25 protein-coding genes are annotated in these 23,148 nt (G+C 39.8%); 22 read left to right on the forward strand and 3 right to left on the reverse strand.

What is annotated here, in order from left to right; genetic code table 11:
* Window positions 1–10: 10 nt before the first annotated feature.
* A complete protein-coding gene (locus A6M13_RS02210) occupies window positions 11–757 on the forward strand; it encodes an amino acid ABC transporter ATP-binding protein (protein WP_066542519.1) in 747 nt (248 codons plus the stop codon).
* A gap of 170 nt (window positions 758–927) precedes the next feature.
* Here the strand turns inward: A6M13_RS02210 and A6M13_RS02215 are convergent, their stop codons facing one another.
* Entirely contained in the window at window positions 928–1,260 is a 333-nt protein-coding gene (locus A6M13_RS02215; RefSeq protein ID WP_066542520.1) for a ribonuclease E inhibitor RraB, read from the reverse strand.
* A 198-nt stretch (window positions 1,261–1,458) separates the two neighbouring features.
* Here A6M13_RS02215 and A6M13_RS02220 point away from each other — a divergent pair, with 198 nt between their 5' ends.
* The 11 genes from A6M13_RS02220 (at window position 1,459) to deoD (ending at window position 8,910) form a co-directional block, all read left to right on the forward strand.
* Window positions 1,459–1,650 (forward strand): ABC transporter permease, encoded by a 192-nt coding sequence (locus A6M13_RS02220; RefSeq protein WP_066542522.1) that lies wholly within the window; start codon window positions 1,459–1,461, stop codon window positions 1,648–1,650.
* Between the two features lie 204 nt (window positions 1,651–1,854).
* Entirely contained in the window at window positions 1,855–2,835 is a 981-nt protein-coding gene (locus A6M13_RS02225; RefSeq protein WP_066542524.1) for a thymidylate synthase, read from the forward strand.
* Between the two features lie 195 nt (window positions 2,836–3,030).
* Window positions 3,031–3,729 carry a prepilin peptidase gene (locus A6M13_RS02230; RefSeq protein WP_066542526.1) on the forward strand — a complete coding sequence of 233 codons (699 nt, stop codon included), beginning with the start codon at window positions 3,031–3,033 and terminating at the stop codon, window positions 3,727–3,729.
* 59 nt (window positions 3,730–3,788) lie between these two features.
* Complete coding sequence (locus A6M13_RS02235; protein WP_066542528.1) at window positions 3,789–4,259, forward strand: dihydrofolate reductase; 471 nt, start codon at window positions 3,789–3,791, stop codon at window positions 4,257–4,259.
* A gap of 96 nt (window positions 4,260–4,355) precedes the next feature.
* Window positions 4,356–5,198: a DegV family protein gene (locus A6M13_RS02240; protein ID WP_066542530.1), complete on the forward strand. Its 843-nt coding sequence runs from the start codon at window positions 4,356–4,358 to the stop codon at window positions 5,196–5,198.
* 125 nt (window positions 5,199–5,323) lie between these two features.
* Window positions 5,324–6,262: a GDSL-type esterase/lipase family protein gene (locus tag A6M13_RS02245; protein ID WP_066542531.1), complete on the forward strand. Its 939-nt coding sequence runs from the start codon at window positions 5,324–5,326 to the stop codon at window positions 6,260–6,262.
* Window positions 6,255–6,833, forward strand: a complete 579-nt coding sequence (locus A6M13_RS02250) for a YpmS family protein (RefSeq protein WP_066542533.1) — start codon at window positions 6,255–6,257, stop codon at window positions 6,831–6,833. The genes A6M13_RS02245 and A6M13_RS02250 overlap by 8 nt, the downstream gene beginning before the upstream one ends.
* A gap of 1 nt (window position 6,834) precedes the next feature.
* Window positions 6,835–7,353, forward strand: coding sequence for a peptide-methionine (S)-S-oxide reductase MsrA (gene msrA / locus A6M13_RS02255; RefSeq protein ID WP_066542535.1), 519 nt, complete (start codon window positions 6,835–6,837; stop codon window positions 7,351–7,353).
* 2 nt (window positions 7,354–7,355) lie between these two features.
* Window positions 7,356–7,787 (forward strand): peptide-methionine (R)-S-oxide reductase MsrB, encoded by a 432-nt coding sequence (msrB, locus tag A6M13_RS02260; protein WP_083998168.1) that lies wholly within the window; start codon window positions 7,356–7,358, stop codon window positions 7,785–7,787.
* A gap of 77 nt (window positions 7,788–7,864) precedes the next feature.
* Window positions 7,865–8,089 (forward strand): YozE family protein, encoded by a 225-nt coding sequence (locus A6M13_RS02265; protein WP_066542536.1) that lies wholly within the window; start codon window positions 7,865–7,867, stop codon window positions 8,087–8,089.
* Between the two features lie 113 nt (window positions 8,090–8,202).
* Window positions 8,203–8,910 carry a purine-nucleoside phosphorylase gene (gene deoD / locus A6M13_RS02270; protein WP_066542537.1) on the forward strand — a complete coding sequence of 236 codons (708 nt, stop codon included), beginning with the start codon at window positions 8,203–8,205 and terminating at the stop codon, window positions 8,908–8,910.
* Window positions 8,911–9,083: 173 nt separating this feature from the next.
* Here deoD and A6M13_RS02275 read toward each other — a convergent pair whose 3' ends face one another.
* Window positions 9,084–9,503, reverse strand: coding sequence for a DUF4181 domain-containing protein (locus A6M13_RS02275; RefSeq protein ID WP_169817410.1), 420 nt, complete (start codon window positions 9,501–9,503; stop codon window positions 9,084–9,086).
* A 105-nt stretch (window positions 9,504–9,608) separates the two neighbouring features.
* Between A6M13_RS02275 and A6M13_RS02280 the strand changes: the two genes are divergently transcribed.
* The 7 genes from A6M13_RS02280 (at window position 9,609) to A6M13_RS02310 (ending at window position 17,925) form a co-directional block, all read left to right on the forward strand.
* Window positions 9,609–10,055, forward strand: a complete 447-nt coding sequence (locus A6M13_RS02280) for a hypothetical protein (protein ID WP_066542541.1) — start codon at window positions 9,609–9,611, stop codon at window positions 10,053–10,055.
* A gap of 459 nt (window positions 10,056–10,514) precedes the next feature.
* Entirely contained in the window at window positions 10,515–10,928 is a 414-nt protein-coding gene (locus tag A6M13_RS02285; RefSeq protein ID WP_066542543.1) for a hypothetical protein, read from the forward strand.
* Between the two features lie 100 nt (window positions 10,929–11,028).
* Window positions 11,029–11,832, forward strand: a complete 804-nt coding sequence (locus A6M13_RS16580) for a methyl-accepting chemotaxis protein (RefSeq protein WP_281181700.1) — start codon at window positions 11,029–11,031, stop codon at window positions 11,830–11,832.
* Window positions 11,833–11,974: 142 nt separating this feature from the next.
* Window positions 11,975–13,984: a DUF2339 domain-containing protein gene (locus tag A6M13_RS02295; RefSeq protein ID WP_066542545.1), complete on the forward strand. Its 2,010-nt coding sequence runs from the start codon at window positions 11,975–11,977 to the stop codon at window positions 13,982–13,984.
* Between the two features lie 107 nt (window positions 13,985–14,091).
* Window positions 14,092–15,615 (forward strand): S41 family peptidase, encoded by a 1,524-nt coding sequence (locus A6M13_RS02300; RefSeq protein ID WP_066542546.1) that lies wholly within the window; start codon window positions 14,092–14,094, stop codon window positions 15,613–15,615.
* A 58-nt stretch (window positions 15,616–15,673) separates the two neighbouring features.
* Entirely contained in the window at window positions 15,674–16,579 is a 906-nt protein-coding gene (locus tag A6M13_RS02305; protein WP_066542548.1) for a CobW family GTP-binding protein, read from the forward strand.
* A 260-nt stretch (window positions 16,580–16,839) separates the two neighbouring features.
* Window positions 16,840–17,925, forward strand: coding sequence for an undecaprenyldiphospho-muramoylpentapeptide beta-N-acetylglucosaminyltransferase (locus tag A6M13_RS02310; protein WP_066542549.1), 1,086 nt, complete (start codon window positions 16,840–16,842; stop codon window positions 17,923–17,925).
* Between the two features lie 46 nt (window positions 17,926–17,971).
* On the opposite strand, the gene A6M13_RS02315 is transcribed toward A6M13_RS02310, so the two are convergent.
* Window positions 17,972–18,520, reverse strand: a complete 549-nt coding sequence (locus A6M13_RS02315) for a GNAT family N-acetyltransferase (protein WP_066542550.1) — start codon at window positions 18,518–18,520, stop codon at window positions 17,972–17,974.
* 434 nt (window positions 18,521–18,954) lie between these two features.
* Between A6M13_RS02315 and A6M13_RS02320 the strand changes: the two genes are divergently transcribed.
* The 3 genes from A6M13_RS02320 to A6M13_RS02330 all read left to right on the forward strand — a co-directional run bounded on the left by A6M13_RS02320 (window position 18,955) and on the right by A6M13_RS02330 (window position 23,145).
* Window positions 18,955–20,994: a diguanylate cyclase domain-containing protein gene (locus A6M13_RS02320; RefSeq protein WP_083998174.1), complete on the forward strand. Its 2,040-nt coding sequence runs from the start codon at window positions 18,955–18,957 to the stop codon at window positions 20,992–20,994.
* Window positions 20,995–21,108: 114 nt separating this feature from the next.
* The gene (locus A6M13_RS02325) at window positions 21,109–21,780 is read left to right on the forward strand and encodes a response regulator transcription factor (protein ID WP_083998176.1); all 672 of its coding nucleotides are present in this window, start codon (window positions 21,109–21,111) and stop codon (window positions 21,778–21,780) included.
* 3 nt (window positions 21,781–21,783) lie between these two features.
* On the forward strand, window positions 21,784–23,145 hold the full coding sequence (locus A6M13_RS02330) for a sensor histidine kinase (RefSeq protein WP_066542551.1): 1,362 nt from the start codon (window positions 21,784–21,786) through the stop codon (window positions 23,143–23,145).
* Window positions 23,146–23,148 lie beyond the last annotated feature (3 nt).

A 23,148-nucleotide genomic window follows, 5' to 3' on the forward strand; every position in this document is an offset into this window, starting at 1 on the left:
AGGTGCACAGATGGCATTAATTGACGTACAAAACTTAAAAAAATCATTTGGTCCATTAGAAGTATTAAAAGATATTTCATTCCAAGTGAATAAAAACGACGTAATTGCAGTAATCGGTCCTTCAGGTTCAGGGAAAAGTACGATGCTTCGTAGCTTAGTGAACTTAGAAACGATTGATGGTGGTACGGTGAAAATTGACGGCGAGTATTTAATTGAGCAAGGTAAATATCCGTCAACACAACAAATTAAAACCATTACTGGCAAAATGGGTATGGTGTTCCAACACTTTAACTTATTCCCACATTTATCGGTACGTGATAATTTAGAAGTAGCACCAAAGATGTTGAAAACAGAAGCGCCAAAAGCGATTCGTGCGCGTGCCAACGATTTATTACAAAAGGTAGGCCTAGCTGATAAAGCAGACGCTTACCCAGCGAATTTATCAGGCGGACAAAAGCAGCGTGTTGCGATTGCGCGTGCACTTATGTTAAATCCACAAATTTTACTATTTGATGAGCCAACATCAGCACTAGACCCAGAGTTAACGGGTGAAGTATTGAAAGTTATGAAAGATTTAGCAGAAGAGCATATGACGATGATTGTCGTAACACACGAGATGGGCTTCGCAAAAGAAGTAGCCAATAAAGTGATGTTTATGGCTGATGGTGAAGTAGTCGAAGCGGGCGAACCAAAAACATTCTTTGAAAACCCGCAACACCCACGTACACAAGACTTTTTACGTAAAAACTTAAAATAACGAAAAAGCCCATGCGCTATTTAAAGTGCATGGGCTTTTTCTTGGAAAAACAATAAAAGCAAGGTGCTCCTTTTACAAAGAGCACCTTGAATGGGCAAAAAACGCTAGCAATTACTAGTGTCTTTTGACGAAATGTAATTATCCTTTACCACATTTTTAGATGTGTAAACTTATTCTTGTTCTGGTAATAAAACAGCCCAACCGTCCGAGAAGCCATCATAAGGTTTTGCAAGCGCATCTAATGTTTCTTGAATTTCTTTTAAAATATCATAATCTAAATGCGCAGACACATACACAAAGACAGTCCAATCATTTACTTCTTCATCAAACGCTACTTCTGCAGAGAAATCAGCTTCTTCAATCGCAGCTTTAATATCATTTGCAGCTTTTTCTGAAGGCGCACCGACGAAAAAGTCGATATCGTGTAGGACGTTAAAATCTACACCTTCATCTGCAAGCTCTTGTAATACTAAGCCATCTTCGTCTTGTGGAAATGTTGTCATAGGAAAAACCTCACTTTAATAGGATTGACCTTCATTATACGTGATAGTCCGTTTTACGTCCAACGAAGTTCGACCTCTTACTTTTTTTTGAGCTTTGGGCGTAAAGATTATGTAAAAAGGATGAAATTTAAGAAAAAGCATTGTAAAATAGAAATAGTACAAAATATGTACAACTAAAATTATATTGGAGGAATGCCGATGTTGACCGGTAAGCTAGAGCGAGCGTTTCACTTAGCAGAGAAACATAGAATCGACGTAAATACAGTAACAGAATTGACCAAGATTATTGAAAGAGAAGTAAACATGCCAGGACGAGTGGAGGAAAAGGTGTTATTACAAATGCTTTCAATTCTTGAAAATAACAAACACATCTTAAAGGAGGCAACTTAATCGTTGGAACAACAAATTGAATTATACGATGATTTAGACACATTTGATTAAAGACGCTACTCAAGCAATCATTACCGAGTAGCGTCTTTAATTGTATATGTCTTTTTTGTTTTGCGGCGAAAGCCCCTTTTCTCATATAATGCCGCCAAAAGTGAATGTTTTCATCTATAATGAAGAAGGAAATTATTTTGGAGGTGGCTTACGATGGCGAATACGTCAGAACAAGCGTATTTAGATTTTTTGCAACATATTTTAGATAACGGTGTAAAGAAAGAAGACCGTACTGGCACAGGGACAATTAGTGTGTTTGGCTATCAAATGCGCTACGATTTATCGGCAGGCTTCCCGTTATTTACAACAAAGCGCGTACCTTTTAAATTAGTGGCCAGTGAACTATTGTGGTTCATAAAAGGCGATACAAATATTCGATATTTATTACAGCATAATAATCATATTTGGGACGAATGGGCATTTAAAAAATGGGTAGAATCAGATGAGTATAATGGTCCAGATATGACGGACTTTGGTCGTCGCTGTTTAGTAGATGAAGCATTCAACGTATTATACGAGAAAGAATTGCAAGATTTCTGTCACCGTGTATTAACGGATGATGACTTTGCACAAAAATACGGCGACTTAGGCAATGTATATGGCAAGCAGTGGCGTCGATGGACAGACTCAGAAGGTAATGATATTGACCAATTACAAGACGTGATCGATCAAATTAAATCGAATCCAGATTCCCGCCGTTTGATCGTCAATGCGTGGAATCCAGAAGATGTCGTTAATGCGGGGGCAAAAGGCAGTAAATCGGCACTTCCGCCGTGTCACGTGATGTTCCAGTTTTATGTAATAGAAGGGAAGCTAAGCTGTATGCTGACACAGCGTTCAGTTGACTCGCTACTTGGTTGTCCGTTTAACGTGGCATCATATGCGCTACTAACGCATTTAATCGCACACGAATGTGGTTTAGAAGTGGGTGAGTTTATCCACTCAGCTGGAGACGCTCATATTTATTCAAATCATATTGAGCAAGTAAAAGAGCAGTTATCACGCGAGCCACGAGCGCTACCAATACTAAAAATCAATCCAGAAAAAACATCAATTTTTGACATGGATTTAGAGGATTTAGTGATTGAAGGATATAATCCGCACCCAGCGATTAAAGCGCCGATAGCGGTATAATACACAAAAGCCAACTGACCTGATGTCGGTTGGCTTTTTGTGTATCATGTTGGGCGTTTCCCCGTCTACTTGTGTGCGTTTCCTTGTCTGTAAAAGCGCGTTCTAGTATTAGTAGACGTAAGAGAAATTTTAATTTTGACGGCTTTTGCTCAATGAACGCTATATATTTTTATAATGATGACGAGAGGTGATACGATGCTAATCGCAATCATTATTGGCGCAGTTATTGGTTCATTTAGTCATGTCGTTGGGGCGCATCAACCAGTCGGGCGACAATGGGCGTTTCGCCGTTCGCAATGTGATAATTGTGAGCATGTATTAACAGTATATGAATTGTTACCAATTGTTAGCTATATGTGGCAACGTGGTCGGTGTCGTCGCTGTGCTGTAAAGATTGAACGCAGCATTGTGTTAGTCGAGTGGCTTGGGGCAATGAGCGCGGCGATATTATATAATGTGTATGGTTTTTCATGGGCGTTTTTCCTCGGGGTTATATTACTTGCGTTCTTTTGTATGATTAGTGTCGCGGATTGGTATTATATGATTGTGCCGAATCAATTTATTGGTTTTATCGGTGTGCCAATCGTGCTGATTGTTATGTTTTCTTCCTCATTTTATGAGCATTTACTAGGAGGGATATTGGCATTTACGATGCTGTATACATTGCATTTGACAACTGGTGGTATTGGTGCAGGGGATGTGAAGTTAGCCTTTGTTTTAGGTAGCGTTGTTGGGGTTGCACATGTATTTACGATGTTTTTATTTGCGAGTATATTTGGCTTTTTATTTGTACTATTGATGAAAAAACGCAAAATTCCGTTTGCTCCGTCACTTTGTATGGCGACCTTTCTATGCTATAACATTAATTATTTCGAAATGCCGTGGCTTATGTGATACAGCTAGAATTACAGTGGTGAATATGGCACAATAAAGTGAAAGAGGGGGCTAGTAGCATGATTTCATTAATTGTTGCACATGACGAGCAATATGTTATCGGAAAAGATAATGATATGCCGTGGCATTTACCAGGGGACTTACAATATTTTAAAGCGCAAACAATGGGGAAACCTGTCATTATGGGACGTAAAACATTTGAATCGATTGGCAGACCATTGCCAGGTCGTCGTAATATCGTGATTACACGTAATCGTGATTACAGCGCAGAAGGGATTGAAGTAGTGTATTCGTTAGCGGAGGCACTTGCGCTAACAAACGATGCACCAGAGCAAATGGTCATCGGCGGTCAGCAAATTTTTACAGAGGCATTGCCACTTGCAACGCGTTTATATATTACGCATATTGATACGACATTTGAAGGGGATACGTTTTTCCCGCGGTACCCAGGCTTTCAGCTTATTCGTGAACAAGCGCCGATTGAAACGCCAGAAGGATATACATTCCGTTATTGCATTTATGAAAAATAAAGCGGCGAAATGACATGACATGATAAATGTCATCTTTACAGTAGTGTTACAAAGCTTGTAAAATGAAGGGAACGACAGAGAAGGATGTGCATATGAATGGGACGAATTCACATTGTAACAGATTCAACATGTGACCTTTCAAATGAAGAATTAGAGCAATTAAATATTCATGTAGTACCATTAACAATTCAACTAGGTAGTCAAACATATATTGACCGCATAGAAATTCAACCTGAACAATTTTTACAAAAAATGAAGAGTGAAAAAGAGTTGCCGAAAAGTTCGCAGCCTGCTCCTGGTAAGTTTGTCGAACTATATGAAGCGTTAGGGAAAGATGGCGACCAAGTCATTTCAATACATATGACGGGCGGTATGAGTGGTACGGTTCAGTCAGCGCGTCAAGCAGCCGATATGGCAAATGCAGATGTAACGGTGTTTGACTCACGCTATATCGCATGGGGGCTTGCATTCCAATTACGTGAAGCGGCTCGTTTACGTGATGCTGGCGCAAGCGTAGAAGAAATTATTGCACGTGTCGAACATGTACGTCAAAATACGCGTTTATTTGTGATTGTGGATACGCTTGAAAACTTAATCAAGGGTGGACGTATTGGTAAAGGTATGGGAATGATTGGGTCGTTACTCAATATTAAACCAATTGCGACACTTGACGAAGGAAATTTAGTGCAAGTAACAAAAGTACGTAGCCATAAGCAAGTTGTAAAATATTGTTTCGAGCAGTTCCAACAAGAAACCGCTGGAAAAACAGTAAAAGCAGTAGGGATTTCACACGCAGATGGGATGGGGACGATGGGACAGTCGCTGAAAGAGCTAGTTGAACAAACAGGCTTTTCATCGGTAGACGTTGCGTTCACGTGCCCAACGATTTCAACACATACAGGCCCAGGTGCAGTTGGTTTCATTTACTTCGCAGAATAATGTTCAAAGTTTCAATCCGATTTATCGGATTGAAGCTTTTTTTTCACAATTTGTACGATTGTGAAGAAAGAATCGTTTTCCGATGCCGGATTTCGATTTATAATGGAAGAAAAGGAGCGATTTGTATGAAAAGATGGCTCGTCTTTCTATTGTGTGCTTTTCTACTTACAGGTTGCTCAGTGACGATTGACCCGGCTGAGGAACAGCAGGATGACGAATATGTACCAGAAACATTCAATGCATGGCAATTAATGCAGCAACAACTGGCGGAGCAAAAAGAAGAAGCAGCACAACAAGAACTAGAAGAAAAACAGCAGCAAGCGCACAATCCTGAAAAGCCTATTCCTTTAATTGAACACCAAGAAGGAGAGGTTTTACATTATTTAGCACTCGGTGACTCCTTGACGCAAGGTGTCGGTGATGAGGAAGATCATTATGGTTGGACAGGTCGCCTGTCGGATGCGTTAATTCCATGGCCGATGATTTCAACGGTTGAGCTGGATAACCGTGGCAAAAATGGTCGCCGTAGTGATCAACTTTTAAAGTTATTAGAAAAAGGGCATTATGATAAAGAGCTGGCGCAAGCAGGCTTATTATCTATTTCAATCGGTGGAAATGACGTCATGAAAGTGGTGAAGAAAGACTTATTTGGGTTAAGCTCCACTGTACCGTTTAAAGAGGAGTTATTGGCCTATCGAGAACGCTACATTGATATTTTAGCGTATATACGTGAACAAAATCCGACAGCTCCTCTTATTATTTTAGGGTTTTATAATCCGTTTACATTGATTACCGATGAGCAAACAGATTTTCATGCACTGATGGAAGATTGGAACAATGTAATGGAAACGATGGCACTGACAGACGTCAATGCTTGCTATATTCCGATAGATGATTTATTTTTAACAAATGATGACCTTGTGTACCATACTGATTTCTTTCATCCGAATGCAGAAGGCTATAACAACATGACAACACGGGTAATTGAAACATTACAAGGGTGCGACATTGAACAAATGTCAGATGGTAGTATTGGATTTGAAAGGATGACATTACGTGAATAAATGGAAAATAGCGTTTTTTGCGTTAGTGGGTTTCATTGTACTAACGCTTGGCGGAGCGGTTGCTCTATTATTTAGTGGAGAGCAAGTTGTTACGCCACCAGCACAACAACATCAAGGGAATGTTGTTGCACTCCAAACGACAGCGCCAGAATTTGAGGCGATTGCGCGTTATTATATGCAGGATACATTAACACAGTCACCAATCCCATTTGACTTTTCGATTAACGAAACGGTTAATTTAACGAGTGAACTTGCAGTATTCGGTGTAGACATTCCAGTTGCGATGTCATTTGATCCGATTGTTCACGAAAATGGTAATATTAGTTTAGAACAACAAGGGATGAATATTGGTAACTTATCATTACCACCACAATATGTATTAAAGCTTATCGGGCAGGCTGTTCAATTTCCAGATTGGATTACAGTACAGCCATCTGATGCATCCATTTATGTTGATTTATCACGCTTAAACATTGATTCTGGCACACGAGTTCGTGCAAAGGAAATTGATTTAGCGGCAAATAAAATTCAAATCGAATTAATTATTCCAACGACGAAAGAGGGCGAATAGCATGGCAAAAGCAACATTTGCAGGCGGTTGTTTCTGGTGTATGGTGAAGCCATTTGATGAACAGCCAGGCATTGAATCTGTCATTTCGGGCTATACAGGCGGTCATGTTGAAAATCCAACATATGAACAAGTATGCAGTGAAACGACAGGACATTTAGAAGCGGTTCAAATTACGTTTGACCCTGCTGTTTACCCGTATGAAGAGTTAGTCGAGTTGTATTGGACATTGATTGACCCGACGGATGCAGGTGGACAATTTTATGACCGTGGTGAATCATATACAACGGCGATTTTCGTACATGATGACGAACAGCGCGCGATTGCAGAAGCATCAAAAGCAAAATTAGAGGCCTCTCGTAAGTTTTCAAAGCCGATTGCGGTGAAAATTTTAGATGCGAAGCCATTTTATGAAGCAGAGAGCTATCACCAGCATTATTATAAGAAGAATCCAGCGCATTATAACCGATATGCAATCGGTTCAGGGCGCGAAGCTTTTAAACAAACGCATTGGGGGAAATAATTGTGGATAACAAAGAAAAACGTTTAGAGCAACTAACCGATATGCAATATTACGTGACACAACAAAACGGTACGGAACCACCATATCGCAATGAATATGACCAACATTTTGATGAAGGTATTTATGTAGACATCGTATCGGGGAAGCCTTTATTTTCATCGCGTGATAAATACGATGCGGGTTGCGGTTGGCCAGCATTTACAAAGCCAATTGAAGCGCCGGAAGTGACAGAGCATTTTGATGAAAGTCACGGCATGCGCCGCGTTGAAGTTCGTTCAAAAACAGCGAACTCTCACTTAGGACATGTATTCCCGGATGGTCCGAAAGAACAAGGTGGCTTACGCTATTGTATTAACTCCGCAGCATTACGCTTCGTACCAGTGGATGAATTAGAAGCACAAGGATATGGTGAGTACGTATCATTATTCCGCTAACAACAGACGACTAGGCGCATTGCTTAGTCGTTATTTTTTGCAAAAAATAGGACTAACGATGAAAGGAATGGGGTATAATGCCATCGAAGACATTTTATACATACGTGTTAACGTATCGTGGCGGTAGTGTAGCAGAAGATGCGACACACTTTGCAGAAGCGGCATTTCACGATAGCCAGTTTCCGAAACAGTCGACGGATTATGATGAATTATCATCCTATATCGAGATGCTTTCTGACGAGGCGTTAACGACACGTACGTTTGATGAATTATGGGAAAGCTATGTATCAAAATACATGTAAACGAATTATCAGAAAACATAAACTTCGGACGTCAGACCACAGATTCATTGCAAAGAGCTTTATGCATCGGTTATGATAAAGAAGTACATAAAAAATAGAAAAGAGGTCATTAAATGAGCGTTCATATTAATGCACAACAAGGCGACATCGCAGAAATCGTATTACTTCCAGGAGATCCACTACGCGCGAAATACATCGCAGAAACTTTCTTAGAAGATGTAGTTCAATATAACTCTGTACGTAACGCATTCGGCTTCACAGGTACATACAAAGGTAAACGTGTATCTGTACAAGGAACAGGTATGGGTGTACCATCAATCTCTATTTATGCAACAGAATTAATGCAAGAATACGGCGTACAAAAATTAATCCGCGTAGGTACTTGTGGCGCAATCCAACAAGATGTAAAAGTACGTGACGTAATTATTGCACAAACGTCTTCAACAGATTCTAGCATGAACCGCGTAATCTTCGGTGGCAACATCGACTACGCACCAACAGCAGACTTCGATTTATTATTAAAAGCTTACAACGCTGCAAAAGATGCAGACTTAGCTGTACGTGTTGGTAACATCTTCACAGCAGATATGTTCTATTCTGACGAAGCACAAAACGAAAAATTAGCAAAATACGGTGTACTAGCTGTAGAGATGGAAACATCAGCACTTTACACATTAGCTGCTAAATTCGGCCGTAAAGCATTAACAGTATTAACTGTATCAGACCACATCTTAACAGGCGAAGTAACATCAGCTGAAGAGCGTCAAACAACATTCAACGACATGATGGTTATCGCGTTAGAAGCAGCGATTCAAGACTAGTCGTCGCAACGGTTTGAAGGTTACTAAGATTTATAAAGGGACATTCTCTTTCAAACGTGCCATGTAGAACTCACTAGACAAGTAATTGTTTAGTGGGTTTTTTCATTGTGCATCTTTTTTACATTCCTTGCAATTTTGTTGCCATTTGTATGTTTAAACGTGTATATGGAGCATTAAAATAAGCCTAAAGAATCCGTTGTAATAAGTAGCGTTACCATGATGATAACAAAAGCGAGCTCTATTAGTGTAGCGAGGAAAGCTCGTTGATTATCAGCATGTTTCCATTCCATAAAGGCGCGTAGTAATTCTGTTACGACTAAAAACGTAATAATGAGGCCGAAGATAATGAATTGCCAAAAGCTAGCGACATCGTCTGTTGTTGTGACAATGTAAGATACAATGACTAGTAAGACAGTAAATACGCCACGCATCCACCAATCGATTTTTTTGTGTGTAGTATTCACATAGTTATAAGAAAATGAGCGTGGGCGTTCAACGTGTAATAGTTTACGTGTTACATAATTAAAAAGTGTTAACACGATAAATAAAAGAACAAAAAGCAAAAGGATACTTGAAAAATCATTGTTTCCCAACTGCACGCAACTCCTTAAAAGGTAATATATGTTTTATGATAGCATATTTACTTTGTATATGATGACGAACAAAATGTTATACTGACATTTTAGGAGGAATCAAACATGAACGAAAAATTTGAAGCAACATTACGAGCAATACTATCTGGTACGAAAACATATAAAATGACGTGGGATTACTTATCAGACCAGTATTACGATGAGGCAGTAGCGTATTATGAGCAAGAGTTGGCTGAAGAAGCAGACGTAAATGTCGTCTTTGATTCGGCTTTTGAAGCAGTATATGAGGATGTATTATTTGTTGTGGCTTGTGTTGATATGGAAGACGAGCGACAACAGACGGAGGAGACGATGTATGATTTACGTATTTATGCGTATGAAGGAACAGCGTCAGCAGTTGATTTTGCATCGGCACGATTATTATTTAATTCGCTGGATGAACAGTATGGTCAGCTTGTAGCGGATATTTATGAAGTGGCCGCTTTTAGTGCGAGTGGTACAGACCAGCTAATGGATCAAATTATCGCAGCGCTTGGTGAAACAGCGCAATAGCATGGTTTGTAGAAACTGTAGGCCTATTTGGAGCAGTGAGTACGAAATATGTTTACAACGACAGGAAGCCACTATCTGAAAAAGCAGATAGTGACCTATAAAAGCGAGGCGGAGGCATTAGCTTTCGACTTCGCTTTTAGTTGATTTCCACGACATGCCGCTTGTGACGCAACCCATCGTAACAATGATTAAAATAACAAAGAGTGTGTTATGTAACCAGTTTGGCAATTGCTCCGCCTCCTTCAACGAAAAGTGTGAATGCATCATACGTATGTGTGATGCATTCCTTTTTAGTGTACCATGTATGCACTTCTTAAGGTTAAAAAAATTAACCTTGAAATTTAAAAAATAATGTTTGGAAGAACAAGTATAAGTCTATAGTTATGGTTTTTAATGTGCTATTATACCTTATAATGAACTCTTATTTTAGGTAAAAAAGAGTGGTGTAAGGAGTATGTTATGGTTGTTTTAAACAAAGAAGCATCAAAGCTTATTGATAATCGAATGAAGCGAAAAGAAAAAGAATTTTATAAGCGCATTGAAGATTTTAATTTGCAGGCGGTCGCGTTGCATAAGCGACTATTTACGAAAGTTGACCGTGAGCAGTATAAGGTGTTAAGTGACTATGTGAACCAATACATTGCACATACGCATATTTGGGATATTCGTTTTATAACGAATTTACGTGAATTTGAAGTAGCAACAATGCAAATGTTACATTTTCATTTTATTTTTGAAAAAGAGCCCCTAGACACATTAACACAAGAACGAAAAATTTATCATGGCTTATTAATACAATATCCACATTTGCATGAGTATGTGCTAAAGCAGTTTGACTTACATTATCCTCGTATGGTGGCGTTGCTTGTATAAGCGACGTCATTTATTTTTGTGTAAAAATAATGAAAAAATTCGTTACAATGAAAGAAATTGTTTTTCAAAGGGAGGAACATACAAGGAGCACGTTCAGGCATTGGTAACGGCATTACCCTATATACATGCGGCATTTAAAGGGGATGTTGCCATTGTGGTTGCAGATGCAGCAACGAAAACAGTACAAGGCTATTTGCCGAGTAGTGTGATTGATGTAAACTATCGAATCGGTCAGCGTATTAATGAAGAGGACGAAAATTTACGTAGAGCGTTTCGAGGAGAGCAGCCGGATGTAAATTTACCGAAAGAGTTATACGGGGTGGCATTTAATGCGTATGCATTTCCGATCAAAGAAGGCACGAAAATTGTAGGCGTTATTGGGTTTGCGGTGCCGATTGAGGACCGCTTACAAGTAGAACAATATATGGCGACGATGCGTGATATTATTCAGCGTTTACATGACCGTGTACATATTGTGGCAGCACAGTCACAGCAACTTGCAGCAACAACGCAAGAAATTCATGTACAATCAGAGCATGTACGTCAAGATGCGGAACGTTCTAACCATATTACAGAGGTCATTAAAAATGTATCGCGCCAAACGAATTTACTTGGGTTAAATGCCTCGATTGAAGCGGCGCGTGCAGGTGTACACGGAGCAGGTTTTAATATAGTGGCACAGGAAGTTCGCAAATTATTAATGGAAACGTCTCAAGCGACAACAGAAATTGATGCGTCATTGCGAACAATCCAACAGCATATTACGACATTGCAATCAGCGCTTGCGCAAGTGAATGAAGCAACAACAGAGCAAGCTGAAACGGTGCAAGATTTTAGCACCATTATCGAGCAGTTAAATGATTTGAGCGACCAATTACATAGTTTTATGAAAAAATATAATTGAATGACACATACAGTGATGCAAAAGTTGCTGTGTGTGTTTTTATTTCTTAATAAATTCTTAAAATTTCGATAATTTAGGATGAAGTACGTGGAAAAGCGGTATAGTAGCAGTAAGCAAACCGAACGAAATGAGGTGGGTTTACATGTCACTTGAAAAAAGAGTACAGCAGCTAGAAGAGCAAGTAGCGGATTTACAGCAGCAAATGGCGAAGCTTCAGCAGCCATCTGTAGATACAGAACGAAAAAAGCGAAAAGCAAGCGATTTTTTATTCCAAAAAGAGCCAGTTAAACGTGAGCGTAGTGAGCAGCCGGCAGTGGTGGTTGAGGAGCAAAGCGTACCAGCACCGCAACATGTGCCACCAACCGCACCAACACGTTCTTTAGAAGAACGCTTATCACAGTGGCTACCGAAATTATTTATGGTCATTTTAGTGCTGGGTGTGTTATGGGGACTTAAATTAATGAGTGATTACGGCATGTTTACAAATGGCATGAAAATTGCCAGTGCTTATGTATTATCGATAAGCATGATAGCCGGTGCGTATTGGAAAAAAGCAACGTGGCAAGCTACGGGGATTGATGCGTTGTTTGGTGGTGCGTTTATCGTCGGAATTTTAACGACAGCGGCAGCAGCTATATTGTACGGCTTGTTTTCAGAAACAGTAGCACTCGTCATTGCGTGTTTATACATTGTTTATGGCATTGCTATTGCGTATATGCGTCGCAATGAAGCACTCACAAGCTTTGTGCTCTTCACCTCGTTATTATTGCCATATTTATTAGAATATATGGATATGAGTTATCCAATTATTTTTAGCTATATCATTGTGATGTTTGCCGTCATGCAAGTCGTCATTATGAAGTATGCACAGTGGTACGCATTATGTATAGGGTTTATGATGTCAATTATCGCGACGTGGAGCTTTTCTGCGAATGCGAGCGTCATGGCGGTTATTTGTGTATTACTAATTATTATGATAGCAGTTGTGACGATGATGTGGACAAAGCAAGTACCATCAAAAGTCATTCAAAGCTTTTTACCGCTGTTATTTATTGGAGCACTTGGGGTGTGGTTATTATATGAACCACCGATTGCACTTATGCTAAGTGTAACAGCACTAATGGTCGGCTGCGCGATATGGTTGTATCGCCAAAAACAGCGTCGCGGAACCGATATTTTTATCGTCATTGCGTCACTGTTATTTGGTGCTACGTGGATGAGTTGGACATTTGATGAGCATATTTTATTATTTGTACTGCCACTCGTTAGTCTTGTATGTATTATCAGTAGTATCAAATATACATTACCACTGACAAACCGATTACATGTTGTGTTATTCATTCTCATGAGCATTGTCGTTTACCAAAATGCACGTCAATCACCACAAGACGCTTTTGACCATTTAGCATTTTTACTCGTAATTGGCTATGGTGTCATGCTTTATGAGTGGCTTGTGAAACAGCCTGAAAAGCAATGGGGCACAGTTTCAGTGAAAGAAGTTGCGAGTGTCGGGGTGCTAAGTTTAGCAATCGGCTATAGCTTTGTATTAAATGCGATGTTTAATATACCAAAGCCGTACGTAGCATTTATTATACAAGCAATGTATATTGCGCTTGTGTATGTACTACCGTCACGTTATCGTACGGTTGTATTGATATACGGCACGTTCGCGATGGCGCTACTGACATCGTTTACCGTCAGTGAAGCAATTTGGTCAGGACCATTATGGTTACATGCTGTGATGCAATTAGTTGTACTAGCATTTGTCATTGCGCTTATGTACGGTGTTTTAACGAAGGCGATCTTCCCGAAAATTCCAAAGCAAGTGTTTGTTATTGGGGCTAGTGTGTACGCACTAGCGATTAGCTTTAATTTTTTACATCAGCTCGTGATCGCTGAACTGTTTTCACATAGCGTTGAGCTCATGTGCCAAACATTTTTATTATTTATGGCATCACTGCTCAGCTTTATGCTGGCGAAGCGTTTTATGTTACCGCAAGTACGCTATATGGCACTTGCATTACTCGTTATTGCACTCGGAAAGCTAATCTTTGTCGATTTATTTATGCTCAATATTGTTGTCCGTGCGCTTCTTTGTTTAATCGTTGGTGCAATTGGCTTTGTCATTACAAGTCGTATGCGCAAAAAATAACGGGTTTACGTGACTTTTTATGCGTCTTTTCTTTCCACGTTGTAGAGAAACTGATATGATGAACATAGCGTGCAAACGTAACTGGAAAGAATGAGAGTGGTGACATTATGGAAGAGCAAAATCAACAGCCAACAGAGCCACAGGAGAAAAAAGTAGGACGTTTTTTACGAATTAAACCGTTTACGTTTATTATGTTTACGTTCTTTACGATTTTACTGACGGCTGGTTTGACCATTTTTGCTTTAACGTTTGGCGAGGAAAAAATTGTAGAAGTGAAAGTTCCTGTCGAGCGTGAAGAATTTAGCAAATTGTATGATGCATACGATGAGCTAGCAACTAAATATTATGTAGATATCGATGAAGAGAAAGCTGTGCAAGGCGCGATTGACGGCTTAGTCAGCTCACTCGAAGACCCGTATTCAGATTATATGGATGCGAAAGAGTCTGAGCAGTTTAATGCGGATTTATCATCAAGCTTCCAAGGTATTGGTGCAGAAATCCAAGCAGGTGGCGGCTATATTAAAGTAGTATCACCGATTAAAAATTCACCAGCAGAGCGTGCGGGTATTTTACCGGAAGACTTAATTTTAGAAGTGGACGGTCAAAGCTTACAAGGCTATACGGCATCGGAAGCGGTACTATTAATTCGCGGTGAAAAAGGCACAGAAGTGAAGATGAAAATTGAACGCGCAGGGGTAGAAGCACCGATTGAGATGACAATTGTGCGCGATGAAATCCCAGTAGAAACAGTATATGGCGAGTTGCTAGAAGGTGGCGTTGCACATCTGCAAATTACGTCATTTAGTGATGATACGTACAATGAACTTGTTACTTATTTAGAACAATTTGAGCAAGAAGGGATGACAAGCATCGTATTGGATGTACGTCAAAACCCAGGTGGCTATTTAAATATTGCGTATGATATTGCAAATTTATTCGTGCCAAAAGATGAAATTATTTTACAAACAGAGCAAAAAGGGCAAGAGCCTGAATTATACCCAGCAACAGGCGGTAAAAAGTATGATATACCGGTTGCCGTATTAATTGATAACGGGAGTGCCTCAGCATCTGAAATTTTAGCGGCGGCATTAAGTGAAACAATTGATGCACCAATTGTCGGGTTAACATCATTTGGTAAAGGAACAATGCAAGAAGCGGCTCCGATGGCAGATGGTTCTACATTGAAATTTACGACAGGTAAATGGTTAACACCAGAGGGCAATTGGGTGAATGAAACAGGTGTGACGCCAGATGTTGAAATGGGTTATCCAGAAGCGGCATCAATTGCTTATATTAGCCCTGATGTAGAGTTGAAGGAAGGCGCTTTATCAGAGTCGGTAAAAGCTGCTGAGCAAATGCTACAAGCAATTGGTTACGATCCTGGTACAGTAGATGGTGCCTATGATGCAGCATTAACAGAAGCTGTGCAACAGTTCCAACAAGATAAAGAACTAGAAGCAACAGGTGTGTTAACGGGCGAAGCAACAACGGCGTTAATGACAGCACTACGCGACTATTTAGAAAAAAACGACCAACAACTGAACACAGCGGTGGATGTTGTAACAGGCACATATGAAGCACCAACAAGAGAAACGACTGAAGAAGAGCAAACTTCAACAGACAACGAATAATGAACACAGCCGTCCAGCATTGCGGGCGGCTGTTTTTATACGGAAGAGGGTTAACGATATGAAAGATGTATATTTATTTAGTGGATTTTTAGGTAGTGGTAAAACATCACTTCTAACGGATGTTATCCGACAATTCAAGGCGAAAGGACTAAAACCAGCCGTCATTATGAACGAGTTGGGCAAGTTGCCATTTGACTCGCAAGCAGTAGACAGGGATGTGCCGTTACGCGAAATGCTAGAAGGCTGTATTTGCTGTTCAGGTGCAGAAAAAACAGAAGCACAAATCCAAACATTATTAATGACAGCAGAATGGGACGTATTATTAATTGAGACAACGGGTGCAGCACATCCAGTTGAAGCATTAGATGCGGTGTATTCACCACTTTTTGCTGAGCAATTAAATATTAAAGGCATCGTGACCGTTGCAGACAGTCATTTATGGCTAAATCGTCAAACGTTAACACCGCAAGTACGCACATTATTTATGGAGCAAATTCGTCATGCTCATTTACTACTTGCCAATAAAATGGATTTATTAACAGAAGAAGAGCAAGCGCGCGCCGTATTTGAAATGCAAGGCTTTAACGGCAGTGCGTTTATTTTACAAACAACAAATGGAAAAGTGCCACTTTCATTATTAGAGCGCATGGAAGCAACAGCGCAAATTCCGAAAGAACAAATCGAAGAAGCACGCATTGGCAAGCAGTTAACATTAAGCTCACGTATTGTGACGTTTGAGCGTAGTGTCACACAAGAATCATTTGAACAATGGGTACGCGAATTGCCGGATACCGTTTATCGCATGAAAGGGTATGTACCGGTAGAAGGTGTCAAACATCCGATGTTATTCCAATACGCATATGGTATGGTGCAGTGGCTACCTGAATTTATGAATATGCCACCGAAGCTTGTGTTAATTGGTGACAATATCGGTGATGTACAAGTATTAGGGATTGATCGATAGTATATACGTGAAGTGTCTGTTGTCACAGGCACTTCATTTTTTATAAAGCGGTCTGAACATGTCAAAGTCACGAAAGGTCTGATAAGTGAGGGTTTTTTCAATGTAACAGTTGTGCTACAATAGGAATGGTCATTTTCATGGTCGTGTATTATACACCTGCTAAACAGGGAAACAAGGTGTTTTCGTTGGCAGCATAAAAGAACAAACTGCTTCATATGCAGTGTGCATAGTAATATGCCAAAAAGTTAGGAGATAAAACAGTGAAAAACAAATCAATAGTATTGACGGGTGGGGGAACCGCGGGGCATGTGTCATTAAACCAAGCGATTATTCCAACGTTACTAAAACAAGGCTTTGATGTTCATTATGTAGGGTCAAAAGCGGGAATTGAAAAGGATTTAATTACGCAAGCTTTTCCAAATGATGTGACGTATCACGCGATTTCAAGTGGTAAGCTACGCCGCTATTTTTCGTGGCAAAACTTTTCAGACCCATTTAAAGTACTAGCGGGTGTGACACAAACGATGGCTATTTTACGCAAAATTAAGCCGGTCATTGTATTTTCAAAAGGTGGCTTCGTTTCAGTACCAGTTGTTATGGCAGCAAAAGCGCTAGGTATTCCAGTTGTCAATCATGAATCGGATGTTACACCAGGACTTGCGAATAAATTAGCATTACCATTTGTGTCTCATATTTTTACGGTGTTTAATGAAACATTAGCCCATTTACCAGAGCATAAAGCGACATGTACGGGCTCGATTATTCGTTCAGAGTTATTCCAAGGCTCGCGTGAACGAGGGTTAGCACGTTGCGGTTTTGATGGTACGCGCCAAGTCGTACTGATTATGGGTGGCTCACAAGGGTCTGCAATTGTAAATAATGCGGTGCGTGAAAATCTACATATTTTAACACCGCAGTTCGATGTCATTCATTTATGTGGCAAGGGGCATATTGATGAAGCGCTGACGCAAACAGAAGGCTATACGCAGTTTGAGTATGTGACGACAGAGCTTGCAGATTTATTATATGCAAGTGACTATGTCATTTCACGTGCAGGGTCAAATTCAATCTTTGAATTTTTAGCGTTGTATAAGCCGATGATGTTAATTCCGTTATCAGCGGCGAAATCACGCGGCGACCAAATTTTAAACGCTCGTTTATTTTCAAAGCAAGGGTTTGCGGTTGTATTAGAGGAAGAATCATTAACGACTGAAACATTTGCAAAAACATTTGAAGAGTTACTAGGGCGTAGTGGTCAAATTTTAGATGCGATGGCAAATGCCACACCACCAAAAACGCCAGAGGAAATGGTTGATTTAATTTTATCGTTTCAAAAGCAAAAATAAGGCGTGAAAAAGCCCTCCGATAATTTCGGAGGGCTTTTTAATATGATTACATCGCTTGTTCTTCTTCTTCGTCCTGCTGATGTGCAGTAACTAAGTAGAATAAATCTTTTGGGATTTTGAATAAGCGGAATTTTGTTTCGCCAGCATTTATTTCATCTAATAACGCGCTATGTGATTCTTCAGCAGACATCACATACGGCAGTTTTTGTGCAGCACGGATAGAACGTGCATTTTCAACACGGATACGTAAAAAGACAGTGTTGAAATCTAATTCAAAAAATAGTTCATTTAAAAATGCGATTTTCGCTTTTTCGTTATAGCCTTTGCCTTGGAACTCTTTGCCAAGCCACGTGCCTAAAAAGCCTGCATTATCTTGAACGTCATAAATAGAAATCGTGCCAATTACTTGGCCCCAATCATCTAAGATTGTGCGAGATACTGCTAATCCATTCTTTTCGTCTTCAATCAGCTGTTTCGTCATGAATAAAAACTCTTCTGGAGATTTTGCTTTATGACGTACATACGGGAACACAGAAGGATGCGACATTAACTCAAATAATTCGTTACATTCATGTAAGTCTCGATGTTTTAACATGCGAAACGCCTCCTTTATCTAGGGAAAATAGGTTTTGTAAAAATAAATGATGCGAAATTGTTAAACTGATCTTTCTAATTTCGTTTTCGTCATTCAAACCCACAGAACTAGACGTCGATACAAGTAAAAACTTGTAGTCAATCTCCCTTGTTGCTGATATGAACCTACAGTGACAGAATAGATTAGTTGTACATCTATAATATAAATGGTAGACCCCAATTTATGCAATAAAATTATATGCGGTGTACAAAAAATGCTCGTAAATGTGAACAAGTTCGGAAAAATCTGAAAAAGTGACTTTTCCATAGTTTATCACAAAATAGTCATTGTTAACTTTAGAACTTTTGGATGTCGTTTCATTTTCTATGCTATACTAAAAGTTCCGAGAGAATAATTATGAACGATAGTATTACGTCGTTGTAGGTGGTGAAATAATGGTCGTACAAAACTTTACAATTGAACAATTTGATATGATTTTTCGTCACAGTCAAGACTACGTATTTTTCATGAAACGTGAGTGTGAAAATTATCGATATATGGCAGTGAGCGACAGCGTTGTGACGCTATTTGCTCAAAATCCAGTAGGTCAACTTTTAACGGATGTCATTGATGAACATACGGTACAACATATGATCCCTTTTTATCATAAGGCAATTGAAACAGCCGAACAAACAACTTATCAAGACTATACGCACTTTCATCAAGCGCAAAAATTTGAGACGACCTTGTATCCGGTTCACCAGCAAGATGGCGACTATGTGTTAGCATTCACGAAAGCGCTGCGTTATGAACGAGAGCTAGGTGAATATTATTTATTTACCCGTTCTCTGTTTTTTAACTCCTCTTTGAGCACAATATTACTCTCAAATGAGGGGAATATTTATGAAGTGAGCTTGAAAGCGCTTGAAGAGATGGGGATTGCAACACATAATATAACAAATAAATTATTTTTTACTTTGCCGATTTTCGAGCGCATAGACGCGATAAAAATTAAAGAAGCGATTGTACAAATTAATCATGACCAATATTCAGCGTCGCTTATGGTAACATTACAAAAAAATACAAAAGAGCCGAAATACGTGCTCATTTCAATGAATAAAATGCAAGTAAGCGACGGCTTAACCGGTATATTTGTCCTTTTACAAGATGTGACAAATTACCATATTCAAACAGAGCAATTACGTTTAACATCGCGTGATTTAGCACATGTGCAGCAAGCGTTAGATTCGACGCTTGAAATGGTTGTTACCGATATAAACGGTACGATTGTGGAAGTGAATGAACCGTTTTGTCGGGGGACGAAGTATAAGCGCCATGAGCTAATGAATATGCCGATGCGTAAATTAAATTCGCGTAAACATCCGAAGTCGTATTTTAAAGGTTTATGGGAAACGGTGTTGGCCGGCAAAATTTGGCGTGGCGAAATTTGTAATCATACGAAATACGGAGAGCCGTATTGGGTTGATACAACGATTATTCCATTAAAAGATGAGCAAGGTCACATTAATCAGTTTATGTGCATTAACTTAAATATTTCTGAGAAAAAAGCGATTATGACAGAGTTAAGAAATGTCGATCGTATTTTCCGTATGATTACAGAACATACGAGTGATTTAATTGCGATTACAAATGAAGATGGCATTTTAATTTATGTATCACCATCGTACTCAAAACTTTTACAGTATTCTCAAGACGAGCTACAAGGCACGTTTTATGCAACGATTTTGCATGGTAAGAGCAAGAATCTTTGGAATAGCAAATTGTATAATGAGTTTGCAAAAGAGGGCGAGTATTCGTTTGAGTTTGAAATTGAAGGGCGTGATGGCCAAGTTTATTTAGTTGAAACGAGTTTAGCTGTTGTCCATGATCCGATGCGACCTAATGTGAGTCAAATTATGATGGCATCGCGCGAAATTACACAACGTAAGCAAAAAGAATCTGAATTAATGTATATGGCATACCATGATTCGTTAACAAGCTTGCCGAATCGTCGTTATTTAGTGCAGGAGTTTGCACAATATAAAAAAGATGCGCTGCAATATAATGAGAGCTTTGCCATCATTTATTTAGACGGTGATAATTTTAAAGGTGTAAACGATATATATGGCCATGATATTGGCGATAGCTTTTTACGTGAGTTTGGTAAGGCGTTACGTCAAAGTATTCGTATGCATGATGTGGTTGTGCGCCTCGGTGGCGATGAGTTTGCCATCGTTGTGAAAGGCTTAACGCGTGACCGTAAAATGCGTAAGGAGCAAGTGTATCAAGTGATTGCTGACATTCATGAACGTTTAGCGCAAGGGTGGCATATTGAGCGCAATCATTTTGCGCCGACATCGTCAATGGGGATTTCATTTTTCCCAGAAGACGGCATGGATTTACGACGTTTATTAGATGCGTCTGATTTGGCGCTATTGCAGGCGAAACAGCGTGGCAAAAACGGGCATTTCTTCTATGAGGATACGAAAATTTAATGTGATTTTAATGCAACTTCTCGTTGTTCCGACTACAATAAGGACAACGTGAAGTGATGAAAGCCTATCGCTGAAGCGGTAGGCTTTTTTAGATATAGATGGGTGGGGATTAAAGTGCAGCATATATTAGTAGTGGAAGATGATAAAAGTATTGCGCGTTTTGTCGAACTAGAATTGAAGTTTGAAGGCTTTAAAGTTACCGTTGTCCATGACGGGCGAGAAGGGTTAATGATGGCACAGCAGCAAGCATTTGATGTGCTACTGCTAGATGTCATGCTACCAGGATTGAATGGTGTCGAGCTATGTCGTCGCATTCGTGCGGTATCGGATGTGCCGATTTTATTATTAACAGCAAGAGATGCAGTAATGGACCGTGTGGCAGGACTAGATGCAGGGGCGGATGATTATTTAGTCAAGCCGTTTGCGATTGAAGAGCTACTTGCGCGTATTCGTAGTTTGCTACGCCGTGCTAAAAAGCATGCAGAAACGTCAGCGCCGCTACAGTTTCGTGATATTGTGATTGATGAAGAGGCGTATAGTGCAACAGTTGGTGATGAAAAATTAGAATTAACGAAGACCGAGTACGATTTACTAAAATATTTAGTAGCATCACAGCAGCGTGTTTGTACGCGCGACCAAATCCTTGAACATGTATGGGGCTTTCAAACAGATGTTGAAACGAATGTTGTCGATGTTTATATACGTCATTTACGTGCGAAATTACCACAAAGCGAGCCACCTTATATTGAAACGGTACGCGGTGTCGGTTATACGATGAGGGATTAGCCAATGCAAGCATGGATAAATCGTATGTCGTTAAAACAAAAATGGGCAGCGGTTTCAGCATTTGTTATTTTTATTAGCTATGCGTTAATGTGTACGGTTGTATTTATTTCATTAAATTCTTGGCTGAGTTATCAGGAAGAGCGAGAGGCGAAGCGAACGGTCGATGATTTAGTGGCACTTATTGATGAGCAAGGCGCGCGCCTGACGATTCAAGATATTCAAGAAAATAGTGGTTTAATGAATGCTATCGTAGACCGTAGTCAAACCGCGTATATTTTAAATATTGACGGTGATGCAGTTGTACAGATTAATAATGAAGCGCCGATTTATGAGGATACACAGCGCACATTTATTGAAACAAATGAAGCGGTTATTTTTAATCGCCCGATACAAATCGGTCCATTTTTAGGCATTTTACAAGTGTTACATCCTCTTCATGCATTTCAGCAATTAATGCAATATATTTTAATTGCGATGGTCATTGCAGGCTTTGCGGCACTATTATTATCAGCGCTTATCGGTTATCAGCTGGCGCAATATTTAATGAAGCCCATTACAGCACTGAGTGCAGAGATGATGGATATTAAAGAAAATGGCTTTATTGGACGCGCAAATGTAGTGTATACAGCGGACGATGAAATTGGCAAGCTGCTTCATGTATATGACGCCATGATGAAACAATTAGAGACATCATTTGAACAACAACAGCGTTTTGTATCGGATGCTTCACATGAGCTACGTACACCACTGCAAGCTGTTGAAGGGCATTTAGCGCTCATACAGCGATGGGGCAAGCATGATGAAGCGGTGTTAGATGAATCGATTGCAACATCGCTAATGGAAACACGTCGCATGAAGAAGATGGTCGAGGAATTATTAGCGTTAGCGCGCCGAGAGCAGGTAGATGAAGGTGGCGTTGCAAACGTCTATGAAACGGTGACGCAAATTACACAAAACCTTACAGCGCTTTATCCGAACGCACAGTTTCATATGGATTGTGATCCGCAGGTGGAAGTCGCTGTGCCAGAAAATGCCTTACATCATATACTGAAAAATATGTTGGAAAATGCGGTGAAGTATAGCGGGCAGGAACCTCACATCCATGTGCGTACTAAAATAGAAGAAAATCGCTGTAAAATTGAAGTGGAAGACAACGGCCCAGGGATTAGTGATGCACATTTACCCCATATATTTGAGCGCTTTTACCGGATTGATGATGCACGTTCACGCGACATCGAAGGCACAGGGTTAGGGCTTGCAATCGTAAAAACGATGGTTGAAAAGCATAATGGGGTAATCTTTGTAAAGTCTATTTTAGGCGTTGGGACCGTTTTCATTGTCGAATTTGATAAAAATAAGGCGTAAATT

Source organism: Caryophanon tenue, assembly GCF_001700315.1.
GTDB lineage: Bacteria > Bacillota > Bacilli > Bacillales_A > Planococcaceae > Caryophanon > Caryophanon tenue.